Source organism: Nakamurella multipartita DSM 44233 (assembly GCF_000024365.1).
GTDB lineage: Bacteria > Actinomycetota > Actinomycetes > Mycobacteriales > Nakamurellaceae > Nakamurella > Nakamurella multipartita.
Genome location: NC_013235.1, coordinates 1,155,111 through 1,176,023, shown reverse-complemented (window position 1 = coordinate 1,176,023; position 20,913 = coordinate 1,155,111). Strand labels below are relative to the sequence as shown.

The following is a 20,913-nucleotide window of genomic DNA, read 5'->3' as shown; positions in this document are numbered from 1 at the left end:
TCCCACGGCGACCGGGTGAACCTCACCCGACCAGCGCAGACGGGATCGCAGACGGGAGTCATCGTCGTCGTTGCGAACCGTCGTTCACGCGGCTCAACCCCCAAATGCGCAGCGTTGCCGCCCGTTCGTCACTCATTTGTTGTGCTGTCGACATTCGCCTCGTAATCTCCCTACGGTCGGAGCAGGAAGAGTCCAGAACTCCGACCCCGGAACAGGGCGGCGGATGCATGAGCAAGGTTGGCCGAGCAGACGGAGCAACCACTGTGGAGGCCGGACCGCCCCGCAGTACCGACCCGCACGGACCGTCCGGATCACCCCTGCCGATTCCCGACACCGCCCTGATCGGCCGCGAACTCCAGATCGCCCGGCTGCGGGCCATGGTCGACCTGCCGGGCCTGGTCACCATCACCGGCGAGGGCGGGGTCGGCAAGACCCGGCTGGTCCTGGAGGTCGCCCAGCGGCAGGACCGACCGGTGGTGTTCGTCCCGCTGGCCGACCTGGACCGGACCGGGGCCACCCTGGCCATCCGGCGGGTCTGCGCACCCTTGCTGCTCAGCCGCTTCGACGCGGCCACCGGCACCCTGCGCGAGGCCTGCCCCGCGACCGCGCCGTCGGCGCCGCCGGGTGAGCCCGGCCTGCTGATCCTGGACTCGGTCGAGCAGGTCGGGCAGATCAGCGACCTGATCGCCGAGATCCGGACCACCGTTCCGGCCATGACGATCGTGGTCACCAGCCGCAGCCGGCTGGGCCTGAGCAATGAACGGGTGCTGCACCTGATCGGACTGCCCACCGGCCCCGACGGGGCCGCCGTCGAGTTGTTCCTGACCCGGTCCCGCGCGGTCGGGGCCGACACCACCTGGATGGACGACCAGCGTCCGGCCGTCACCGCCCTGTGCCGGGCCCTGGACGGGCTGCCCCTGGCCATCGAGCTGGCCGCCGCCCGCACCCGGATGATGTCACCGGCCGCGCTGCTGGCCCAGGTCCATTCGCCTGATCACCGCCGGATGCTCACCCTGCTGGCCAAGGGGCCGGCCGACCTGCCCAAGCGTCAGCTGTCGATGCGGGCCTCGCTGGCCTGGAGCCATCAGCTGCTCACGCCCACCGACCAGGTCCTGTTCCGCCGGCTGGGCATCTTCCCCGGCTCGTTCAGCCTGGACGCCGCCGAGGCCGCCGGCGGCTCGACCACCCCGGACCGCCGCCCCGGCGCCGACCCGGTCTTCCACGGCGGCGACTCCGACGACGTGCTCGACGGCATTGCCGAGATGGTCGACCTGCACCTGGTCGAGCCGGTGGACGCCGCGGGCGACCCCGAGCGGGTCCGCTTCGTCATGTCCGACGTCGCCCGGGCGTTCGCCGGGGAGCTGCTGGCCGCCTCCGGCGAGGGTCCCGAGGTGCAGACCCGGCTGCTGCGCTGGTGCCGGGACCTGGTCGCGCAGGGCGAGCGCGGGCTGGCCTCGACCGACGAACAACTCTGGCTGGACCGCCTGGACCAGGAGATGCCGATCATCCGGCAGTGCCTGGCCCAGTGCGCCGCCGAAGGGATGGGCCTGATCGGCTTGGAGCTGGCCGTCCGGCTGGGCCGGTACTGGTGCCTGCGCGGCTCGACCACCGAGGGCATGCGCTGGTGCCGGGTCTTCCTGGACGCGACCGAGCCCGAGCCCGACTTCCCCGCCGGCCCGGCCGCGCATTCATCGACCGGCGGTGCCGACTCCCAGGCCGACTTCCAGGCCGACTTCCAGGCCGACCCCCAGGCCGGCGACCACCCCCGGCCGGCGCCCGGCCGGGCGGCCCTGGACCGGGCGCGCACCCTGGCCCTGGCCTGGTGGAGCCGGCTGGCCATCGGCGACGGCGATCCCGTCCAAATCAACGCCCACCTGCGCTCGATGCGCCGGGTCCGGCCGGCCGCGATCGAGGCGGCCGGCACGTTCGAGTGGTTGAACTGGACCGACAACCTGATCCTGAGCCTGCTCGCGGTCGGCCAACCAGGTGAGTGCGGCGACATGATCGCCGACGGCCTGCGGGCCGCGGAGGACCAGCGCGATCCGTACTGGACGTGTGTCTTCCTGTTGCACCGGGCGCTCTGGCGGTGGACCTCGGTCGGACAGCGGGAGGACCAGCTCGCTCTGCGCTGGGCCGAGATGGCGGCCATGGCGGCCACCGACAACGGGCTGTTCCGGGTGGCCGCCCGGGCCGTCGCGCTGACCGGGATGAACCTGATGGCCCGGCGGGACTGGACGGCCGCGCGCGAGTCGATGACGCAAAGCCTGGACGGGCTGCGCCGCGGCGGGGACACCCGCTCCTACGCGGTGTCGCTGAATTGCTTGGGCGCCATCATGATCGAGCTGGACCGGCCCCAGGAGGCGGCCCGCTACCTGGTCGAGGCGATCGCCGAGGCCCGCCGCAGCGACGACCGGCTGGGCGAGATCGGCGCGGCCTGGGCGGTCTCGTTCCTGGCCTGCCGGCTGGGCCGGCACGCCGACATCGCCATCGCGCACGACGCCGTCACCGACCACCTGGGCCTGCTGGAGCGGCTGCTGCCGGCCACCCTGCTGCACGACTACCGGCTGGCCGCCGCGGGTAGCGAACCGGGCGTCAGCCCCGGCCCCGACGTCGGTTGCGACACCCCGGCGTGGAGTTGGCTGCGCGGCTGGGCGATGGGCATCGCGGTCGAGGTCGCCGCCCTGCCGGCGGCCCCGGCCCCGCCGCCGATCGACGCCGCACCCCCGTCCGGATCCCAGTCCGGATCCCAGTCCGAATCCCCGGCCGCGCTCCCGGCTGCGGTGCCCGAACCGCCGCGGGCCACCCCCGCCCTGGCCGCAGCCCCGGCGGCGGCCGGAGCGGCGACCCGCGACCGGCTGCACGAGCTGACCGCCCGCGAACTGGAGATCCTGGCCGCGATCGCCAGCGGGCGGACCAACGCCCAGATCGCCACCGACTTCTTCCTGTCCACGAAAACCGTGATGCACCACAGCGTGAGCATCTACCGCAAGCTCGAGGTCCGGGGCCGGGCCGAGGCCGTCGCCCTGGCCTACCGGACCGGGTTGCTGCAGACCCCGGTGGGCTGATCGGAGCGAAATAGGGCGTTCGCCCGATGCCTGGTCAGCGCCCCGACTGGTGGGCTCATCGGGCACGCTGCCGCCGGGCAGGGTGTCCGACGGTCGGCCGACGGGGGTGAACGCGGTGGCGCTCGCACTGCACCGCCGCACCGTGCGCCGGGTCGGCTCCGCAATCGGGTACGCCATCGGGGCGGGCACGACCGCGGTCTGCCTGACCGGCTGCAGCTGGTTCTCCGGCAGCGACGCCGACGCCCCCAAGCCGGTCGAGATCTCCGTGCTGGACGTGCAACCCGGCCAGTGCTTCACCGCGCAGCAGGAGGTGCAGGCCGAGATCGCCACCCTGGGCTCGATTCCCTGCGACACCCCGCACCAGCAGGAGTCGTACGCCATCGTCGACTACCAGCCGCCGACCGGCGTCACCGGCGACGCCTTTCCCGGTGATGCCGACCTGAAGTCCTACGCCGACGCCAACTGCGCCCAGCAGTTCGAGCAGTACGTCGGCATCAGCTATCTGGACTCGTCGCTGTTCTTCACCTATCTGGTGCCGTCGGCCCGGGGCTGGGAGCAGAACGACGACCGCTCCATCGTCTGCTTCATCACCACCACCGGCGCCGAGCTGACCAGCTCGGCCAAGGCGTCCAAGCAGTGAGCGCGCGTAATGGGTAAGCCGTGCGCGGTCTCCGGGGCGATGATCACCTGCTCGTTCGGGCTGGCCCCGTCCACGCTGAACGTGGTGGCGCCCCGGCCGACGGTGGAGGGCCGGCCGGTCGCCAACATCACCGACATCGTCCCCGGCGCCAACATCCCGCCGTTCGGGCTGTGCCAGTCGCTGGCCAACCCCACCGTCGCCGCGGCCACCGCGGCGGCGCTGGGCGTGCTCACCCCGATGCCGTGCGTCCCGGTCGTGACCGCACCGTGGACGCCGCTGGCCCCGCAGATGACCGCGGGGGGTGCGCCGGTGGTGGTCGCCGGCGCGCAGTGCTTCTGCGCCTTCGCCGGCGTCATCGCCATCACCATGCCCGGTGCCGTCCGGACCACGGCGGCCTGACATGACCCTCCGCGCGCCGGCCGCAAATCCGCCGTAGTCCCCCGACCATCCCTCACCCGCCCGTCCGACCCCGACAGGAGCCCAGATGCCCACCTACGCCGCGCCCGGTGTGTACGTCGAAGAAGTGGCGTCGACCCAAAAGGTGCTGGCCGCCGCCCCGACGGCGGTGACCGCCTTCGTCGGCTTCACCGAGCGCTTCCCGACCGACGACCCGGGCGATCCGGAGGGGCTGGCCCCCCGCCTGGTCACCAGCTGGTCGCAATTCGAGGCCAGCTACGGCGGGTTCACCCCCGGGGCCGTGCTGCCGCTGTCGGTGTACGGCTACTTCGCCAATGGCGGGGCGCTGGCCTACATCGTCCGGGTGCCCAACACCGCACCGTCGGGCGAGCCCTCCCGCCGGGAGCTGCCCGCCGCGGACCGCGCCCTCGGACTGCCACTGGCCGTCGAGAGTCTCGAGCCGGACGCCGATCTCACCCTCCGCGTGACCACCCAGGACACCGACGAGGACGGCCCCAGCCCGTTCACCCTGGACGTCCTGCAGGGGCTGGAGGTCGTCGAATCCTTCCCCGACCTGACCCTGGGCAGCGGCAAGCGCAACGTCGCGACCGTGGTCAACGACACCTCGACCAAGATCAAGGTGGAGGTGCTGCTGGAGTCCAAGACCGACCTGTCCGGTCAGCTCGAGCTGCTCAAACCGGGCCTGTACCCGCTGGAAAAGGCGGCCCCGTCGGCGGTTCCGGTGACCGGGCGACGGTTCGCCGGCTCCGAGTCCAGCCGCCAGGGCATCAACGGGCTGGCCGTGGCCGACGACGTGACGATCGTCGTGGTGCCCGACCTGATCACCGCGGCGACCAAGGACGACGGCACCGTCGATCTGAACCTGTGGAAGGCCGTGCAGACGGCGCTGATCAGCCACTGCGAGCAGAACGGCAACCGGATGGCCGTGCTGGACGCGCCGCCCGGCATGACGCCGCAGCAGATCCGCGACTGGCGCAGCGACGTCGCCATGTACGACTCCCCCTACGCGGCGCTGTACTACCCGTGGATCAAGGTGGAGAACCCGATCGGGGTCAACGGCGACGCCGAGGTGTTCATCCCGCCCAGCGGGCACATCGCCGGCGTGTGGGCCCGCACCGACGAGACCCGCGGGGTGTGGAAGGCGCCGGCGAACGACACCATCCGCGGCTGCCTGGATGTCGCCTACGGCGTCACCCAGAACGAGCAGGCCGTGCTCAACCCGATCGGCATCAACTGCATCCGCCCGTTCGGCACCCGCGGCATCCGCATCTGGGGGGCGCGGACCCTGGCCAGCGACTCGGACTGGCGCTACATCAACGTCCGCCGGCTGTTCAACATGGTCGAGAAGACCATCGCCGACGGCACCCAGTGGGCGGTATTCGAGCCCAACGACGTGTCCCTGTGGGAGGGCATCAAGCGCACCCTCAATGCGTTCCTGCGCGGGTTGTGGAGCGCCGGTGCCCTGTTCGGCCAGTCCGTCGACCAGGCCTTCTACGTCAAGTGCGACGCCGAGAACAACCCGCCGGAATCGATCGACCAGGGCCTGCTGATCGTCGAGGTGGGCATCGCGCCGGTCAAGCCGGCCGAGTTCGTCGTCTTCCGCATCGCCCAGCACAAGCAGGTCGCGAACTGACCGTCTGATCCCTCACGCCATTCAAGGAGACGAACATGCCCAATGCGGAACTGATCAACACCGACCCGATCGTCAGCCAGAACTTCTTCCTGGAGATCGACGGCTCCGTCGTGTCCATCCTGTCCAGCGTCAGCGGTCTGGACATCGAGATGGAGGTGGTCACCATGGAACAGGCCGGGGCGAACGGCAAGGTCCAGGTCGTCAAGACCCTGGGCAAGTCGAACAAGGCCCCCGACCTGTCGCTGGTCCGGATGGCCCCGCCGGACATGACCCAGGACAAGCTCTGGGGGTGGTTCAACGACATCCGGGACAAGGGCATCCTGCTCTCCGACCGGACCAACAACCGCAAGAGCGGCTCGATCGTGATGTACGACTCGACCAACGCCGAGATCGCCCGGTTCAACTTCACCAACGGCTGGCCGTCCAAGATCTCCACCGACCAGCTGTCGGTGGAGTCCAACGACCCGGTCAAGGAGACGATCACGCTTACCGTCGAGAGCCTGGCGAGGGTGAAGTGAGCCTGACCACCGCGTACGAGTTCACGCTCCCACGCGGCTATGTCGACCGGAACGGGGATCTGCACCGGACCGGTCGGATGCGACTGGCCACGGCCCGGGACGAGCTGGAACCGCTACGCGACCCGACCGTTCAGGGCCCGGACGACCCGCGGTTGACCGTGCTGATCCTGGCCCGGGTGGTGCAGAACCTGGGCTCGCTGGACCTGGTGACGCCGCACGAGATCGAGGGGCTGTTCGCCGCGGATCTGGCGTTCCTGCAGGACTTCTACGGCGTGATCAACTTCGGCAGCCAGGAGGAATACGAGCAACTGCTGGCCGTTCAGGCGCAGGCGTCGCCGCTGATCGGGGTGTCGGCCCCGGCTCCGCGGCCGGCTCCCGACCCGGCGGTTGCCGGGTCGCCGGCCGCCCCGGCCGCGGGCCCCGGCGTCACCGCACCGCCGATGCCGCGGGCGCGCATCGAGGAAATCCCCCGCGTCCCGGCCTGATCGCGATGTTGCGGTATCCGGTTGAGGTCATCTGGCAGGAAGTGGCCTACCTGGCCTATCACCTGCACTGGCCGCTGGACGACCTGCTGGACCTGGAGCACCTGGACCGGGTCCGGCTGGTCCGGTCGGTGGCGGGGCTGAACGAGCGAGCGTGGGAGGTGGTCCGTGAGTTCGCCTGAATCGGCCCGGTATCTCGGTGGCGATCCGGCGCTGGGCTCACGGTTCCTGTTCGAGGTCGACGGCGTCGAGATCGGGTTGTTCGCCAGCGTGGCCGGTCTCGAGGTGAGTTCGCGGTTCGTCGAGGTGGCCGAGGGCGGGCAGAACGGGTTCGTGCACCGGCTGCCCGGCCGGCTCGAGTGGCCGACCATCACCTTCACCCGCGGGCTGACCGACGCCGATGCCCTGTTCGACTGGATGAACAAGACCGCCGGGGAGGGATTCGCCGCGAACGGGAACAAGCTCGTGCGCTCCACGGGGGCGATCACCGCCGTGGCCGGCAACGGTTCGCGGCTGCGGGCGTGGTCGCTGGAGGGGGTGTACCCGGTGCGCTGGACCGGACCCCGGTTCGGCATCGGTACCGACGACCCGCTGACCGAGGAGCTGGAGATCGCCCACCACGGCTTCCGCAGCTCGTCCCCGGCCCGATGAGCGAACCGATGCCCGACGCCGCACCGGCCCCTGCGGCGCCGACACCGTTTGTGCGGTCGCTGGTCTCGCGGTGGGCGACGCCCGGCCCGCGCCAGCGGGCGCGCCCGGCCCCGTTGGGCAGCGTCGGCGGCGCCGCGGTGCGGTTCACCGCCGGCGTCGGCCGCCCGCCTCAGGTGCGCCGGCAGCTGGCCGGTCCGGTGCCGATCGCGCCGGCCGGTGGGCAGCGACCCGCCCGGCCGCCGTTGTGGTGGCACCCCTCGGGCGGCCGGATCGAGGACTCGTGGAGTGCGGGCCGCCCGTCGTCGGCAACCGGGTCGGCCGACCCCGGGGCGACCCCGACGACCGCCGGTCCGCGGCGGTCCGTGTGGCGGGCGTTGGCCGGACCGGCCCACCCGGGTGTTTCCAGGCCGGCGGGCGGGGCCTCGGCCGTCCCGCCGGCGGTGATCTGGCCGGCCGCCGACCTGCCCAGCCGGTCACTGCGCCGGGCGGCCGGCACCGTGCCGTCGCTGGGTGGTCGTGTACCCGGCGCGGCGAGTTCGGCGATGGCGGGCAAACCGGTTGCCGTGCGGCGCATCCCGGAGATCACCTTCACCGGGTCGATGCGGGGGGCGGGGAGCAAGCTGGTGCCGCCGCTCCCGGCACCCGGCCATCCCGACCCCTCCGGCGGGACCGGTGCCGGACAGGGCAGTGGTCACGGCGGTGGTGACGGCAGTGGTCACACCAGTGGTCACGGCGGGGGTCACGGTGGCGGGGGTGCGCCGCCGGGGATGCCCGCGGGGAACGGCATCGCCACCAGTGCGGCCGCCGCCGCCGTTCCCCCGCGTCCGACCATGGCGGCCCCCACCGAGCCCGCGCGTCGACCCGGCCCGGCCGGTCAGCCCAGCCCGGCCGGTCAGCCCGGCCCGGCGCCCCGGGCCCGCGGTTCGGCGAGCCCGGCCGGCTGGGCTCGGCACGCTGTGGCCCTGCGCCGCCGTTGGGCCGGTGCCGCGCTCACACCACCGCACCCCCGGGCCCCGCGCGTCCCCCAGGCCCAGCCCGGCCCGGCGCGCCCCGTGCTGCCCAGCGCCCCGCGCCCGATCCGAACCGGCCGCGGGGCGACCGCGAATCCAGCCGGCAGCACCACCAGCTCAGCCGTGACGGCCGCGACCGCTCCGGCCACCTCAGCTCCCGCCACGCAACCCGGTTCGACGTCCGGTCCGGCAGCCGGGCCGGCGCCCCTGCCTGGCTCGGCGGCCCTGCGTCGACGCTGGACCGGGGGGTCGGCCGCCCCCGGAACCAAGCCGGCCCTCGGTCAGGGCGCACCTTCGCGCTCGGTGGCCGGGCCGACCCGCGTTCAGGAGGAAAAGTCCCGCCCAGCGGGCACTTTCCTCCCCAACACCGGAGAACCGGGCGTAACCGCCGGGGTCCTGACCACGCCCCCACTCACGGCCCTGCGACGCCGCTGGACCGGGGGGTCCGCTACTCCCAGCCGGCCCGAGCCGATCCCCGGCCAGGGCGCGGCCTCGCGCTCTGCGGCCGAGCCGGGCCGCGTCCAGGAGGAAAAGTCCCGCCCAGCGGGCAATTTCCTCCCGAACGCCGAGCCATCGGCGTTGACCAACGCCGAGGCGGCGACACCTCGATGGACCCTGCGTCGGGCCGATGCCGGCGGCGGTGCGGGCTGGCGACCCGGGAGTTTCCTGCGCCGGTCCACGCTGGCCCGGGTCCGCTCGGCCGGTGGGCTGCCCGTCGCTCCCGGTCCCGCGGCGGTCGCCGCCTCCTCCGCGCGGGGCCGGGGCGCCGCCGCGGCGGCAGGCTCGCTCAGTGCGCCGGCCAGTCGGGGCACCCCGGAACAGCGTCCACCGAGCGCCATCGAGGGCCGCATCCGTCGAAGCCCGGCGCCAGCCGCCGGGTCACCCACCGCGGCCGCCCCGGCCGTCGCCATTAGCACCGCCGGTCAGGTCCCGATGACGTCCGCGGCAGCGCCGGCCGGAGCCGCCGGCCGGAGCGGGATCTCGCCATCGGGAGCACGGGGATCGGCCGAACCGGCGAGCAGCACGGTCCGGCGATCGTCGTCGGCCCAACCCTCGTCGTCTTCCGGGCCGGGCGCGCCTCTCAGTGTTGAGCCGGTATCGCTGGGTCACGCCGCGCAATCCTCGGGCGGGCCGGCAGCGGGCCGGGCCGCCGGAACGGGCAGTCAGCTCGGGGCTGTTCCGGGCATTCGCCCGATGCCGGGCGGCCTGCTGCGTCGCCTCTCCCGTGAGCTGGCCGGTCCGGTGCGCCGCTCCCCCGCAGCCGGTGCGGCCCCGATCGGCGCGGCCCCGCTCGGTGGGTTCCCCACAGCCGGTGCGGCCCCGGTCGGCGCGGCCCCGCTCGGTGGGTTCCCCACAGCCGGTGCGGCCCCGGTCGGCGCGGCCCGGGTCGGTGGGGGTGCCGGTAGCCCGGTCGTCGGCGGCCCCCGATCCGGCGGCGTCCTGGGCGGTGCCGGGACGGCACTGCGCCGCGGCCCGTTGCCGGCTGGCCTGGCCCGGTTGCCGAGGCCCGGATCGGCCGGCCTGACGGGATCGGGCGGCGGGCTGTCCCGCGGGGCGGCCTGGACGGCGGGAGGCAGGGCGAGGGCGCCGCTCGGCGGCCCCGCGAACCGGTGGGGGTCCACAACCATCGCGCCCGCCCGGTCGACGGCGCGGCCGGCCCCGACCTTCTCGCTGCTGCGGTCGTGGGCCGGCGCCGCCGTGGGTGCCGCTGCGGGTCTCGCCGCGGGCGGAGCAGCCTCGGGCCGGGCCCGGCCCGTTCCGGTGAACGCGGGGACGGCGCCGGGTCGGCCCGCGGCGTCCGCGTGGGCAGATCGGTCACCGATCAGCGCCGCCGTCGGCACGATTCGCCGTTCGCTCGCCCCGACCCCGACAACCGGCGCCGCCCCGGGCGCCTCGGCCGGGCCGATGGTGCTGGCCGGGCTGCCCGGCGCGATCACCGGCCTCGCCGGCGCCCGATCGCGGACCAGCATCGCCCCCGCCCCGTCCGCCGCCACCGCGCCGGGCCATCGGCTGGCGGGGATCACCGGACCCCGGATCGGCGCCGGCCTGGTGCGCCGCCGGTTCACCGCGCCGGCCGGCCAGACCGGCCAGACCAGCCGCACCCTCGGCCCCGCGACGCCGGAACGCGGCCCGGCGGGCGGATTCACCGGCAGCGCGCCCGCCATCGGCACGATCCGCCGCTCGCTCGCCCCGACCCCGACAACCGGCGCCGCCCCGGGCGCCTCGGCCGGGCCGATGGTGCTGGCCGGGCTGCCCAGCGCGATCACCGGCCTGGCCGGCGCCCGACCGCGGACCAGCATCGCCCCCGCCCCGTCTGCCGCCGCCGCGTCCGGCGATCGGTTCACCGCCACGGCCACCGGCAACCGGATGCCCGCCCCGCTGATCCGCCGCCACCTCACCCGGCCGCTCGGCGGGTCCGCCCAGACCTCCGGCGAGATCACCCGAGAGATCACCGCGACCAGCAGCACCGTCGGCGCGGGCACTCCCGCGAGGACCGGGCAACTCCGAGGCGATGGCAGCGCGATCAGCGGCACCATCGGCGCCGGCATCCCGGCCAGGGCCGGGCAATTCCGAGGCGATGTGCTCGGCGGGGCCGGCGGCGCCGCCGAGCTGCGCCGAACCATGGCCGCGGCCCACCGGAGCGCCGCGCCGCTGGCCGTGACCGGGCTACCCAGCGCCCTGACCGGCGTCGTCGGCGCGCACGCCGGCCCGACCACCATCGCGCCGGCCCCGTCGGCGGCCACCTCGGGCCACCACCGGCTCGCCGGGACGACCGGAAGCCGGATGAGCGCGGGGCTGTTGCGTCGACGCGAGACCGCGGGGGCCTGGCCGGCGGCGGCCCCGGCGCGCCGGGGCCCGGCTCGGGGACCGGTGGCCGCCCAGGTCGGCGCGGATCGTCGCGCGGTCCCGGCGGCCGCCGGCCACCGGAGCGCGCCACCCGTCCGCCGGACCGTCCGGACCGGCGCCTCGCCGGCGGCCGCGTCCGCCCCGGCCGCGTCCAGCCGAGCCACCTTCACCCCAGCCACCTTCACCCCAGCCGCGTTCACCCCTGCCGCGTTCACCCCAGCCTCGGCCGGGCCCACCGCGACAGCACTGGCCGCGTACCAGGTTCCGCACTCGCTGCAGTCGCTGATCCCGACCGGCTCGGCCGCGTACCGGCTGCCGTCGATCGGGTCGGCCCGCACGATCGACGCCGCCCGCACCGCCGCCGCCCCGGGACCGGGCGCGGTCGGGCCGCGGACGGCGGCGACCCGGTCCACCGTGCCCGCACCCGGCGCGACCACCCGGCTGCGCCGCTCCCCGGTGTCCGGTGCGGCCCCGTCGACCGGCGCCCCGCTCCAGGCCACCGCCGCGTCCCTTCGCCGTCGCGACGCCCACCCCGGGCACCCGGCTCGCGAGTCGGTCGAGCGGACGTTGGGACTGCTGCTGCGCCAGGCGATTCCACCGGCCACCGGGATCACCCCGGCCGCCGAGACCACCATCCGCCGGATGCCGCCGTCGCCGCCGGTGGGGACCCCCCGGCTGGGCACGCACCGTCAGAACCCGCCGGCCCGGGGGCCGGAGGTTCCGGCCAGCGCCGATCCGAGCTGGTCGTTCGCCGGCAGCGGCCGCCCCGACCGCAGCGCGTCCGATCTGCGGATCGGCAGCCGCAATCGGCCCGGCGGATCGGTCACCCTCGCCGGCCCGGCCGTACCGCCGGACACCCGGCCGGTCGCGGACCGGCGCAACAGCCTGCTGGATCTGGTCCCGCCCTCGCTGTTCGACCGGGCTCGCGCCGGCCTGGCGACGGCATCGGGCCTGGCCGGCGGCGCGGTCGAACCGTCTCCCGTCAGTCCATCGGGCTTCGCGCCCACCAGTTCGGAGGTGTCCCGGATGAGCCAACCGGCCGACGAGACCGTGCCGCGACGCCAGCCGATCGCCGAGGCACTCACCGCCCGCGAATGGGACGAGCTGGTCGACGTCATCGTCGACCGGTTGGAGGACCGGGTGCTCGACGAGCTGGCCCGGCGCGGCCGACGCTTCACCCCGGGGGTGTTCTGAGATGCCATTGACCGAAAAGGCTTTCCTGGAGATCGAGGGCCGCGCGGACACCATCCCGTGTATGTTCAACCCGGCGGAACTGACGGTCTCGCGGACGAACTCGTGGCGCGCCGACTCGATCGGCGGCCAGGGTGTCGGCCAGGTCCGCTACCTGGGTGCGCAGTCCGGCGAGATGCGGTTGACCCTGCACTTCGACACCACCGACACCGGCCAGTCCGTCGGCCAGCACACCGGCAAGGTGCTCAAGCTGATGGACGTCGACTCGTCGCTGCCGGGCACCGACGCGCAGAGCAACAACGCCCGGCCGCCGTACGTGGTGTTCCACTGGGGCAACCTGCACTCGTTCAAGGCGGTCGTCACCGATCTGACGCTGCGGTTCACCTACTTCTCCTCGACCGGGGTGCCGCTGCGCGCCGAGGTCGACCTGAGCCTGCGCCAGTTCGCCCCGTCGGACGCGTTCGGTCCGCAGAACCCGACCTCCGGCACCCCGAACCCGCACCGGGTGCACCGGGTCCAACCCGGCGAGACCCTCGATCGGATCTCGGCCAAGTACTACGGCGATTCCACCCGCTGGCGGCAGATCGCCGGCGCCAACGCCATTGCCGATCCGCTCGCGCTGCGGCCGGGTTCCCTGCTGTCCATCCCGGGAGGCACCGAATGACGATGGCCCATCCCCTGTCCATCAACCGAACGGCCCCGGTGCTGCAGGTCAACGGGGCGCCGCTGGCGGCGAGCGCGCTGGCCGCGTTGATGGAGCTGCGCATCACCCGGGGCCTGCGCTTGCCCGGTCGGGCCACGCTGCGCTTCGACGATGCCGGCCACGCCCTGGCCGCCGGCGGCACTTTCGCCATCGGCGCCACCGTCTCGGTCGCCGCCGGCTCCGGGCAGGTGCTGCTCTCCGGTGAGGTCACCGGGGTCGACCTGAGTATCGAGTACGGGCAGCCCGAGTTCACCGTCGTCGTCGACGACCTGTCCTACAAGCTCACCCTGGGCGCCAAGATCCGCACGTTCGCCGCCATCACCTACGGCGAGGTGATCGGCCAGATCTGCCGGGAGCAGGGCCTGAGCTTCGAGAACCGCGGCGGCACCGACGCGTTGACCGTGCAGCAGGACTACCTGATGCAGTCCGACACCGACTTCGGCTTCCTGACCGAGATCGCCGACCGGACCGGCAACGACTGGTGGGTGGAGGAATCGACGCTGGTGCTGGCGGCGCCGACGGACGCGCAGCCGGTCGCCTCCCTCGGCTTCGGCGACGACCCGACGCTGACCGCGTTCACCGTCCGGGCCAGCGCCCTGCACCCGGCCGAGCCGGTGGTGCACGGCTGGTGGCCGCAGACTAAGCAGGCGGTCACCGCGCAGGGGCGGGCGGCCAGCACGTCCAGCGTGCCGACGCTGGTCGAGCCGTTCATCCAGGCCAGCGACCTTTCCAGCCGGGCCAAGACGGTGACGGCCAGCGAGGTGCCGCTGGACCAGTCCGACGCGGAGGTGCTGGCCAACCGGCTGGCCGGCCGCTGGAGCTCGGGGGCGGTGACCGCCCGCGGCACCACGGTGCAGGTCGAACCAGCCGTGGTGCCGGGATCCACGGTGGCGGTGACCGGTTCGGGTCCGGCGTCGGGCAATTACCACGTCACCGAGATCGAACACGTCTACAACCGCCGGGGTTTCAGCACCCGCTTCACCGCCGGCGACCGCCGGCCGTCCTCCCTGGTCGACGCGCTGTCCACCCAGGCCTCGTCGAGCTTTCGCCGGCAGGGCATCGTCATCGGGGTGGTCACCAAGGTCGGCAACCCGAACGGCTCCCCCGGCGAGGTCAAGGTCGCCTACAAGTCGGCCGGGGACCAGGTCGAGTCGAACTGGGCCCGGGTGGTCACCGTGGGCGCCGGCAACGGCCGGGGCGCGACGTTCATCCCGGAGATCAACGACGAGGTGATCGTCGGGTTCGAGGGCGGCGACAGCCGCCGGCCGATCGTGCTCGGCGGCGTGTACAACGGTCAGGACGTGCCGGTGGAGTTCGGGGTGGCCAACAGCAAGGTCAACAAGCGCCGGATCACCTCCCGGGCCGGGCATTTCCTGGAGTTCGGGGACGGCGACGCGACCGCCGACCAGCACATCAGCTTCACCCTGGCCGGCGCGGAGCACCAGATCGTGCTGGGCAAGGAGAAGTTCGAGGCGACGGTGCCCTCGGGCAAACCGATGACGATCAAGTCCGGCAACTCCAGCATCGCCATCGGCGCCGACGGATCGATCACCATCCAAGGCAAGAAGATCACCCTCAAGGCCGACACCGACGTCGAGATCTCCGGGGTCAACGTGACCACCAAGGCCAGCGTGAAGGCCGAGACCTCGGCGACCCAGGTCGCGATCAAGGCCTCGGCCACCGGCGAGGTCTCCTCCGGCGGCATGATGTCGGTCAAGGGCGCCATGGTGGCGGTGAACTGATGTCCGACATCGTCCCGGCCGGCGCCATGTCCCGCGAACCGGCCCGCCCCGAAGCCTCCTTCGTCGGCCGCGGCTTCTTCTGGCCGCTGCAGGTGGATCACACCGGATCGATCCGGCTGACCGACGGCGCCGCCGACCTGGACGCGGCGATGCGGCTGGTGCTGACCACCGCCCCGGGTGAGCGGGTGATGAGATCGCAGTTCGGCTGCCGCATCTGGGATCTGCTGTTCGAACCGGTGACCGCCAACGTGCTCGGCCTGATGGCCCAGGCGGTGCGCGACGCCCTGGTGCAGTGGGAACCGCGGGTCGAGGTCGAACGCGTCGACCCGGTGCCCGACCCGCGGGATCCGACGCTGGTCACCATCAGCATCGGGTACCGGATCAAGGCGACCAACGACCGACGGAACCTGGTGTTCCCGTTCTACGTGATCCCGCACGAGGAGGGCTGAGATGGCGCTGCCCGCACCGAATCTGGACGACCGTACCTTCCAGGACATCGTCGACGAGGCCAAACGGCTGATCCCCCGGTACACGCCGGAATGGACCAACCACAACCTGTCCGACCCCGGGGTCGCCCTCATCGAGCTGTTCGCCTGGATGAGCGAGATGGTGCTGTACCGGGTCAATCAGGTGCCGGACCGGCTGTACGTGCACTTTCTGAACCTGGTCGGGATCGACCCCTTCCCGCCATCGGTGGCCCGGGCGGACGTCACGTTCTGGCTGTCCGCGGCCCAGGACGCGGTGGTCACCGTGCCCGAGGGCACCCAGATCACCACCGCCCGGGACACCATGGCCGAACGGGCGATCGTGTTCACCACGGTGGACCGGCTGGACATCCGGCCGCCCGAGCTGGTCGCCGCGATCACCACCGACGCGCGGACCGAACGGCTCACCGACGTGATCGACGATCTGCGCTACGAGGGCTCGTCGGTGACCTGCTTCAGCACGGTCGACCGGACCGGAGCCCTCGTGCCGGGCGACGCGCTGCTGCTCGGTTTCGCCCGGTCGCTGGCCGGGATGGCCATCCGGCTGTTCGTCTCGGCGGTCGCCAAGGGCATCGGGGTGGACCCGCAGCGTCCACCGCTGGCCTGGGAGGTGTGGAACGGCGAGGCCTGGATCGCGGTGGACGTGTTCACCGACACCACCGGCGGGCTCAACCGCTCCGGCGAGATCGTGCTGCTCGTGCCCGGCGAGCACGAGTCGCTGACCCTGGGCGAGACCAGCTCCTACTGGTTGCGGGTGCGGCTGATCCCGGCCCGGGCCGGCCAGCCCACCTACCAGGAGGCGCCGCGGATCGACGACCTGCGCGCGGAGGCCATCGGGGCGACCGTGCGGGCCGAGCACGCCTCGCCATCGCCCGCGGAGGTCCTCGGGCGTTCCGACGGCAGCCCGGGCCAGGAGTACCGGGTCAGCTTCCCGCCGATCCTGCCCCGCCGCGCCGGCGAAGGCGTGCGGGTGACCGACACCGGCGGGTCGGTGGAATGGACCGAGGTGGAGGACTTCTCCCGGTCCGGGCCGGGCGACCGGCACTTCGTCTGGGATTCCGCCTCCGGCGAGGTCCGGTTCGGGCCGCGGATCCGGTACGCCGACGGATCGGTCCGCCAGCACGGCATGATCCCCCGGGACGGTGCCGAGATCGCCGTCACCGGCTACCGTTTCGGCGGCGGGGCGGCCGGCAACGTGGGGGCCCGGACGCTCACCGCGATGCGTACGTCGGTGCCGTTCGTGTCCGGCTGCGTGAACCTGCGGGCGGCCACCGGTGGGGTCGACGCGGAGACCGTGGCCGAGGCCAAGGCCCGCGGCCCGATGACCCTGCGCACCGGCCAACGCGCCGTCACCGCCGGCGATTTCGAGCGGCTGGCGCTGGAGTCCTCGGTCGAGGTAGCCCGGGCCCGCTGCCTGCCGTCGGCGACCGGGCGGGGCCCGGTGCGGCTGCTGGTGGTGCCGGCCGTGCGCACCGATCCCAAGGCGCAGCAGCTCGACGACTACGCGCTGGCCGCCCCGCTGATGCGCACGATTACCGATCACCTGGACCGGCACCGCATCGTCGGCACCGCCATCGAGGTGGGAACCCCGTACTACCAGGGGGTGTCGGTGGCCGCGCTGGTCCACGCGCCGCCCGGACGGCCGCTGGCCCTGGTCCGCCAGCGGGCCATCGACGAGCTGACCCGCTACATCAATCCGCTGACCGGCGGCGCGGACGGGGCCGGCTGGTTGTTCGACGTCGACCTGAACGCGGCCGCCATCGCCCAACTACTGGAGACCGTCGAGGGGGTCGAGCGGGTCGATGAGGTGCAGCTGTTCGAGTTCGACCTGCGCACCCGTCAGCGGGTCGGCTCCGGCCGCGACGTCATCCGGCTGGACCGGCACTCGCTGTTCCTGTCCGGGAACCACCGGGTCGTCGTGCGATGACCGACGAGACCCCCGGACCGGTCGCCGAGGGCGACCACGACCCGCCGGAACCTCCGAAAGGGACACCGACAGCAACACCGACAGCAATGACGACGACGCCGGCTGACCCGGGTCCGGCGTCGGTGCCGGCCGACGCCCCCACGGTGACCACCGCGGCCACCGGCGGGGCGCTGGCCCTGCACGTGCATCCGGTGGTCGGGGTGCCCGCCGCCCCGTCCGGGGCACCGGTGCGCCGGGGCCTGCGGGTCGGTCGCCCGCCGCGGCACCCGCGGTGGCTGGTCGACCAGCTCCCGGTGGGCATGGCCGAGCAGGACTTCTTCGTGCGCTTCGTGGGGATCTTCCAGGAGCTGGCCTCCACGCTGCTGGACGACGCCGATCTGGTCGAGCACGTCGCCGACGCGACGGTCACCCCGGTGCCGATGCTGCAGGCGCTGGCCGGGTGGATCGGCGTCGATTCGGTGGACGCCTCGCTGCCCGAGGACCTGCAACGGCTGATCGTGCGCTCCTCGGCCCGCTCGCTGGCCCGCCGCGGCACCGTCGACGGGCTGCGCGAGTTCGTCCAGATGCTCTCCGGCGGGCCGGCCACCATCGATGACGGCGGTGGGGTGTGGCGGGAGGGCGACGCACCGCGGGACGTGGCCTGGGTGCGCATCGAGGTGCGCAGCACCGGTCACCTGACCGACCAGGAGTTCATCGCCCTGCTGCGCGACGAAGTGCCCGCGCATGTGCGGGTGGAGTTGTGGGTCGCCGGCCGGCGCGCCCTGTCAACCGTGGAGGACGACCGATGACGACCGAGCCGACACCCCCGGGGCCGACATCCCCCCGGCCGGCATCCCCGGGCCCGGCATCCCCGGGCCCGGCATCCCCGCGGCTGCAGCCCCCCGGGGCCGCCGATCCGGAGCGCACCGCCGTGCTGACCGGGCCGGTCCCGGCCGGCGCCGGCCCGGCGGGGGCGGGCGGCTGGCCGATCGTCGTCGACGAGTCGCCCCAACTCGTCCGCGGGTACCAGCCCCCGCCGGCCACTGAACTACCCGACCGCCGCACCTCCGGCGCCACCGACGTGGTCACCTGCCCGGAGTGCGGGCAGCTGGCCACGGTGAACATGGCCCGCCGCTCGGCCGACGATTTCTGCCGCACCTGCGACTTCCCGCTGTTCTGGGCCAAGGGCACGGTGATCGCCCCGGATGGCGAGGAGTCCGGCGCGTCGTTGCGCCGGCTGCCCGGCACGGTCGGGCGCGCGGCCACCGCGTCGCTGATCTGCCCGCACTGCGCGGAACCGAACGCGCCGTCCGCCGAGATCTGCGTGCGCTGCGCGTTGTCGCTGCATCCGGTCGACATTCCCGAGCCCGAGCCGCAGCCCGAACCCGAGCCGATCATCGTCTTCGAGCCGGACCCCGAACCCGAGCCGGTGCCCGCGCCCGGCTTCGACTGGTGGTGGGTGGTCGCCGGGGTGATGGCGCTGGTCGCGATCGTGCTGATCGTCCTGCTGATCATGATGCAGTAGGCCGGGGCGATAGCCCGGCCCGATGCCCCCATCGGAGATTGCGATGCCGGATCCTCGGGCGCGGTTCCCGACGGCCTGGGCAGGGCCGCCGCCGGCCGGTAATCTCGCGCCGGGGAACGGTTTTCGGCGACCCGCCGGCCATCCGACCAAGGAGCTGCGACATGCCCACTGTGCTCACCGCTGACGGTGTCGAGATCTACTACAAGGACTGGGGATCGGGCCAGCCCATCGTGTTCAGCCACGGCTGGCCGCTGTCCGCGGACGACTGGGACACCCAGCTGATGTTCTTCCTGGGCCACGGCTTCCGCGTCGTGGCCCACGACCGGCGCGGTCACGGCCGCTCCGAGCAGGTCGCCGACGGCCACGACATGGACCACTACGCCGATGATCTCGCCGCGGTGGTCAATCATCTGGATCTGCACGACGCGGTGCACGTCGGCCATTCCACCGGCGGCGGCGAGGTCATCCACTACCTGGCCCGGCACGGCGTCGAGCGGGCGGCCAAGGCCGTGCTGATCGCCGCGGTGCCGCCGATCATGGTGCAGACCGAGAGCAACCCGGGCGGGCTGCCCAAGTCGTTCTTCGACGGGCTGCAGGAGCAGGTCGCGACCAACCGGGCGTCCCTGTTCTGGTCGTTCCCGTCGGGCCCGTTCTACGGCTACAACCGGGACGGGGTCGAACCGGATCCGGGCATCATCGCCAACTGGTGGCGGCAGGGCATGATGGGCGGGGCCAAGGCCCACTACGACGGGGTGGTGGCGTTCTCCCAGACCGATTTCACCGAGGACCTGCGCGCGGTGCAGATCCCGGTGCTGGTGATGCACGGTGACGACGACCAGGTCGTGCCCTACGCCGATTCCGGCCCGCTGTCGGCCGCACTGCTGCCGAACGGAACGCTCAAGACCTATCCCGGCTACCCGCACGGCATGCCGACCACGCACGCCGACGTGATCAACGCCGACCTGCTCGAGTTCATCCGGTCCTGACCGGCGGCCCGGGTCAGGCGGTCTTCTCGCCCTCCTCGTCGACGTCTCGAAACTCCCGCCACAGCTGCAGGAACGCCCGGAGCGGCGCGCACGGCGTGAGGTCGTTGCGCCAGATGAGGATCTTGTCGAACCCGATCGAGGGCGAGATCGACCGCCGGGTCAGGCCGGCGAGGTCGCTCAGGGCCGGGTCCGACCCGGCGCTGATCGCCACCCCGACCCCCTCCCGGGCGAAGGCCAGCTGCAGCCGGACGTCGTTGGCGACGTAGTTGACCGTCAGCGTCACGCCGATCTCGGTCGCCACGTCCTCCAGCCGGGCGCGCAGCCCGCTGGTCCGCGGGTAGGTGATGATCGGCTGGCCGGCCAGGGCGCCGAGCGGGACCGGGTCACCGGGCAGCGGTATCGCGTCGGGGTCGAAGACCGCCACCAGCCGGTCGGTGAACATCGCCGAGGCGGTGATGGCCGCCGGCAGCGGCTCCGCCGGGCGGGCGATCACCGCGGCGTTGAGGCGGCCCTGCAGCACCATGTCCAGCAGGGGCGCGCTGGTCGCCTCGGTCACGTGGATGTCGATGCCCGGATGGCGCTGGCGCATCCGGCCGAGCAGGGTCGGCACCGTGGTGTGCTCGATCCCGCCGCCGGTCCCGACGTGCAGCGCACCGCGCAGCAGGCCGGCCCGGGCCGAGAACTCGGCCTTGGCGTCCGCCACGGCAGCCAGGCAACGACGGGCGTAGGGCAGTAAGGTGCGTCCGCCGTCGGTGAGCACGATCCCGCGGGGCGTCCGGTCGAACAGTGACTCGCCGACCTCCCGCTCCAGGGCCTGCACCTGCGCGCTGATCGTCGGCTGCGTGACGTAGCAGCGCTGGGCGGCCCGGGTGAACGAGAGCTCTTCGGCCACCGCGACGAAGTACTCCAGACTGCGCAGCTCCATCGGATCAGGATGACGGATCGGGCCCCCGCGATCGAACGCCGGGCCGACGGCCCGCCGCCCACCGTCGTTCCGGCCCCTCGCCCCGTCCGCTGCCGCGGCATTGTCGAACTCTGTTGAATTCTGCCGCGCCCTGTGCGCAATTGTCCCCCGCTGCGCGCTCGAATACACGATGAGCCGTTGATCAGGC

At 73.3% G+C, this 20,913-nt stretch carries 18 protein-coding genes; 16 read left to right on the top strand and 2 right to left on the bottom strand.

From position 1 onward, the window contains the following. The first annotated feature begins 263 nt into the window (after positions 1-263). From NAMU_RS05310 to NAMU_RS05280, 8 genes are all read left to right on the top strand, one after another. Positions 264-3,065, top strand: a complete 2,802-nt coding sequence (locus tag NAMU_RS05310) for a LuxR C-terminal-related transcriptional regulator (protein WP_015746384.1) — start codon at positions 264-266, stop codon at positions 3,063-3,065. A gap of 115 nt (positions 3,066-3,180) precedes the next feature. After that, positions 3,181-3,705, top strand: a complete 525-nt coding sequence (locus tag NAMU_RS05305; RefSeq protein ID WP_015746383.1) for a septum formation family protein — start codon at positions 3,181-3,183, stop codon at positions 3,703-3,705. Between the two features lie 9 nt (positions 3,706-3,714). Next, positions 3,715-4,104, top strand: a complete 390-nt coding sequence (locus NAMU_RS05300; RefSeq protein ID WP_015746382.1) for a DUF4280 domain-containing protein — start codon at positions 3,715-3,717, stop codon at positions 4,102-4,104. An 85-nt stretch (positions 4,105-4,189) separates the two neighbouring features. Beyond that, positions 4,190-5,755: a phage tail sheath family protein gene (locus NAMU_RS05295; RefSeq protein ID WP_015746381.1), complete on the top strand. Its 1,566-nt coding sequence runs from the start codon at positions 4,190-4,192 to the stop codon at positions 5,753-5,755. A gap of 35 nt (positions 5,756-5,790) precedes the next feature. Further along, entirely contained in the window at positions 5,791-6,273 is a 483-nt protein-coding gene (locus NAMU_RS05290; protein WP_015746380.1) for a phage tail protein, read from the top strand. Beyond that, a complete protein-coding gene (locus NAMU_RS05285; protein WP_015746379.1) occupies positions 6,270-6,758 on the top strand; it encodes a hypothetical protein in 489 nt (162 codons plus the stop codon). The genes NAMU_RS05290 and NAMU_RS05285 overlap by 4 nt, the downstream gene beginning before the upstream one ends. Positions 6,759-6,763: 5 nt before the next feature. Then, complete coding sequence (locus tag NAMU_RS29775) at positions 6,764-6,937, top strand: DUF6760 family protein (RefSeq protein ID WP_015746378.1); 174 nt, start codon at positions 6,764-6,766, stop codon at positions 6,935-6,937. Then, entirely contained in the window at positions 6,924-7,406 is a 483-nt protein-coding gene (locus tag NAMU_RS05280; RefSeq protein WP_015746377.1) for a phage tail protein, read from the top strand. Before NAMU_RS29775 ends, NAMU_RS05280 begins: the two co-directional genes overlap by 14 nt. 169 nt (positions 7,407-7,575) lie before the next feature. On the opposite strand, the gene NAMU_RS05275 is transcribed toward NAMU_RS05280, so the two are convergent. After that, complete coding sequence (locus NAMU_RS05275) at positions 7,576-7,980, bottom strand: hypothetical protein (protein WP_138179962.1); 405 nt, start codon at positions 7,978-7,980, stop codon at positions 7,576-7,578. 2,341 nt (positions 7,981-10,321) lie between these two features. Here NAMU_RS05275 and NAMU_RS05270 point away from each other — a divergent pair. From NAMU_RS05270 to NAMU_RS05235, 8 genes are all read left to right on the top strand, one after another. Further along, the gene (locus NAMU_RS05270; protein WP_015746375.1) at positions 10,322-12,457 is read left to right on the top strand and encodes a hypothetical protein; all 2,136 of its coding nucleotides are present in this window, start codon (positions 10,322-10,324) and stop codon (positions 12,455-12,457) included. 1 nt (position 12,458) lies between these two features. Further along, entirely contained in the window at positions 12,459-13,118 is a 660-nt protein-coding gene (locus NAMU_RS05265) for a CIS tube protein (protein WP_015746374.1), read from the top strand. After that, the gene (locus tag NAMU_RS05260) at positions 13,115-14,899 is read left to right on the top strand and encodes a phage baseplate assembly protein V (protein ID WP_015746373.1); all 1,785 of its coding nucleotides are present in this window, start codon (positions 13,115-13,117) and stop codon (positions 14,897-14,899) included. The genes NAMU_RS05265 and NAMU_RS05260 overlap by 4 nt, the downstream gene beginning before the upstream one ends. Further along, the gene (locus NAMU_RS05255; protein WP_217180761.1) at positions 14,899-15,348 is read left to right on the top strand and encodes a GPW/gp25 family protein; all 450 of its coding nucleotides are present in this window, start codon (positions 14,899-14,901) and stop codon (positions 15,346-15,348) included. Before NAMU_RS05260 ends, NAMU_RS05255 begins: the two co-directional genes overlap by 1 nt. A gap of 1 nt (position 15,349) precedes the next feature. Next, positions 15,350-17,311 carry a putative baseplate assembly protein gene (locus tag NAMU_RS05250; protein WP_015746371.1) on the top strand — a complete coding sequence of 654 codons (1,962 nt, stop codon included), beginning with the start codon at positions 15,350-15,352 and terminating at the stop codon, positions 17,309-17,311. Positions 17,312-17,397: 86 nt separating this feature from the next. Then, positions 17,398-18,099: a phage tail protein gene (locus NAMU_RS05245; RefSeq protein WP_138179960.1), complete on the top strand. Its 702-nt coding sequence runs from the start codon at positions 17,398-17,400 to the stop codon at positions 18,097-18,099. After that, complete coding sequence (locus NAMU_RS30360; RefSeq protein ID WP_015746369.1) at positions 18,096-18,815, top strand: hypothetical protein; 720 nt, start codon at positions 18,096-18,098, stop codon at positions 18,813-18,815. Before NAMU_RS05245 ends, NAMU_RS30360 begins: the two co-directional genes overlap by 4 nt. A 161-nt stretch (positions 18,816-18,976) precedes the next feature. Continuing rightward, positions 18,977-19,801 (top strand): alpha/beta fold hydrolase, encoded by an 825-nt coding sequence (locus NAMU_RS05235; RefSeq protein WP_015746368.1) that lies wholly within the window; start codon positions 18,977-18,979, stop codon positions 19,799-19,801. A 13-nt stretch (positions 19,802-19,814) separates the two neighbouring features. Here NAMU_RS05235 and NAMU_RS05230 read toward each other — a convergent pair whose 3' ends face one another. Continuing rightward, entirely contained in the window at positions 19,815-20,726 is a 912-nt protein-coding gene (locus tag NAMU_RS05230) for a LysR family transcriptional regulator (protein ID WP_015746367.1), read from the bottom strand. Positions 20,727-20,913: the final 187 nt, after the last annotated feature.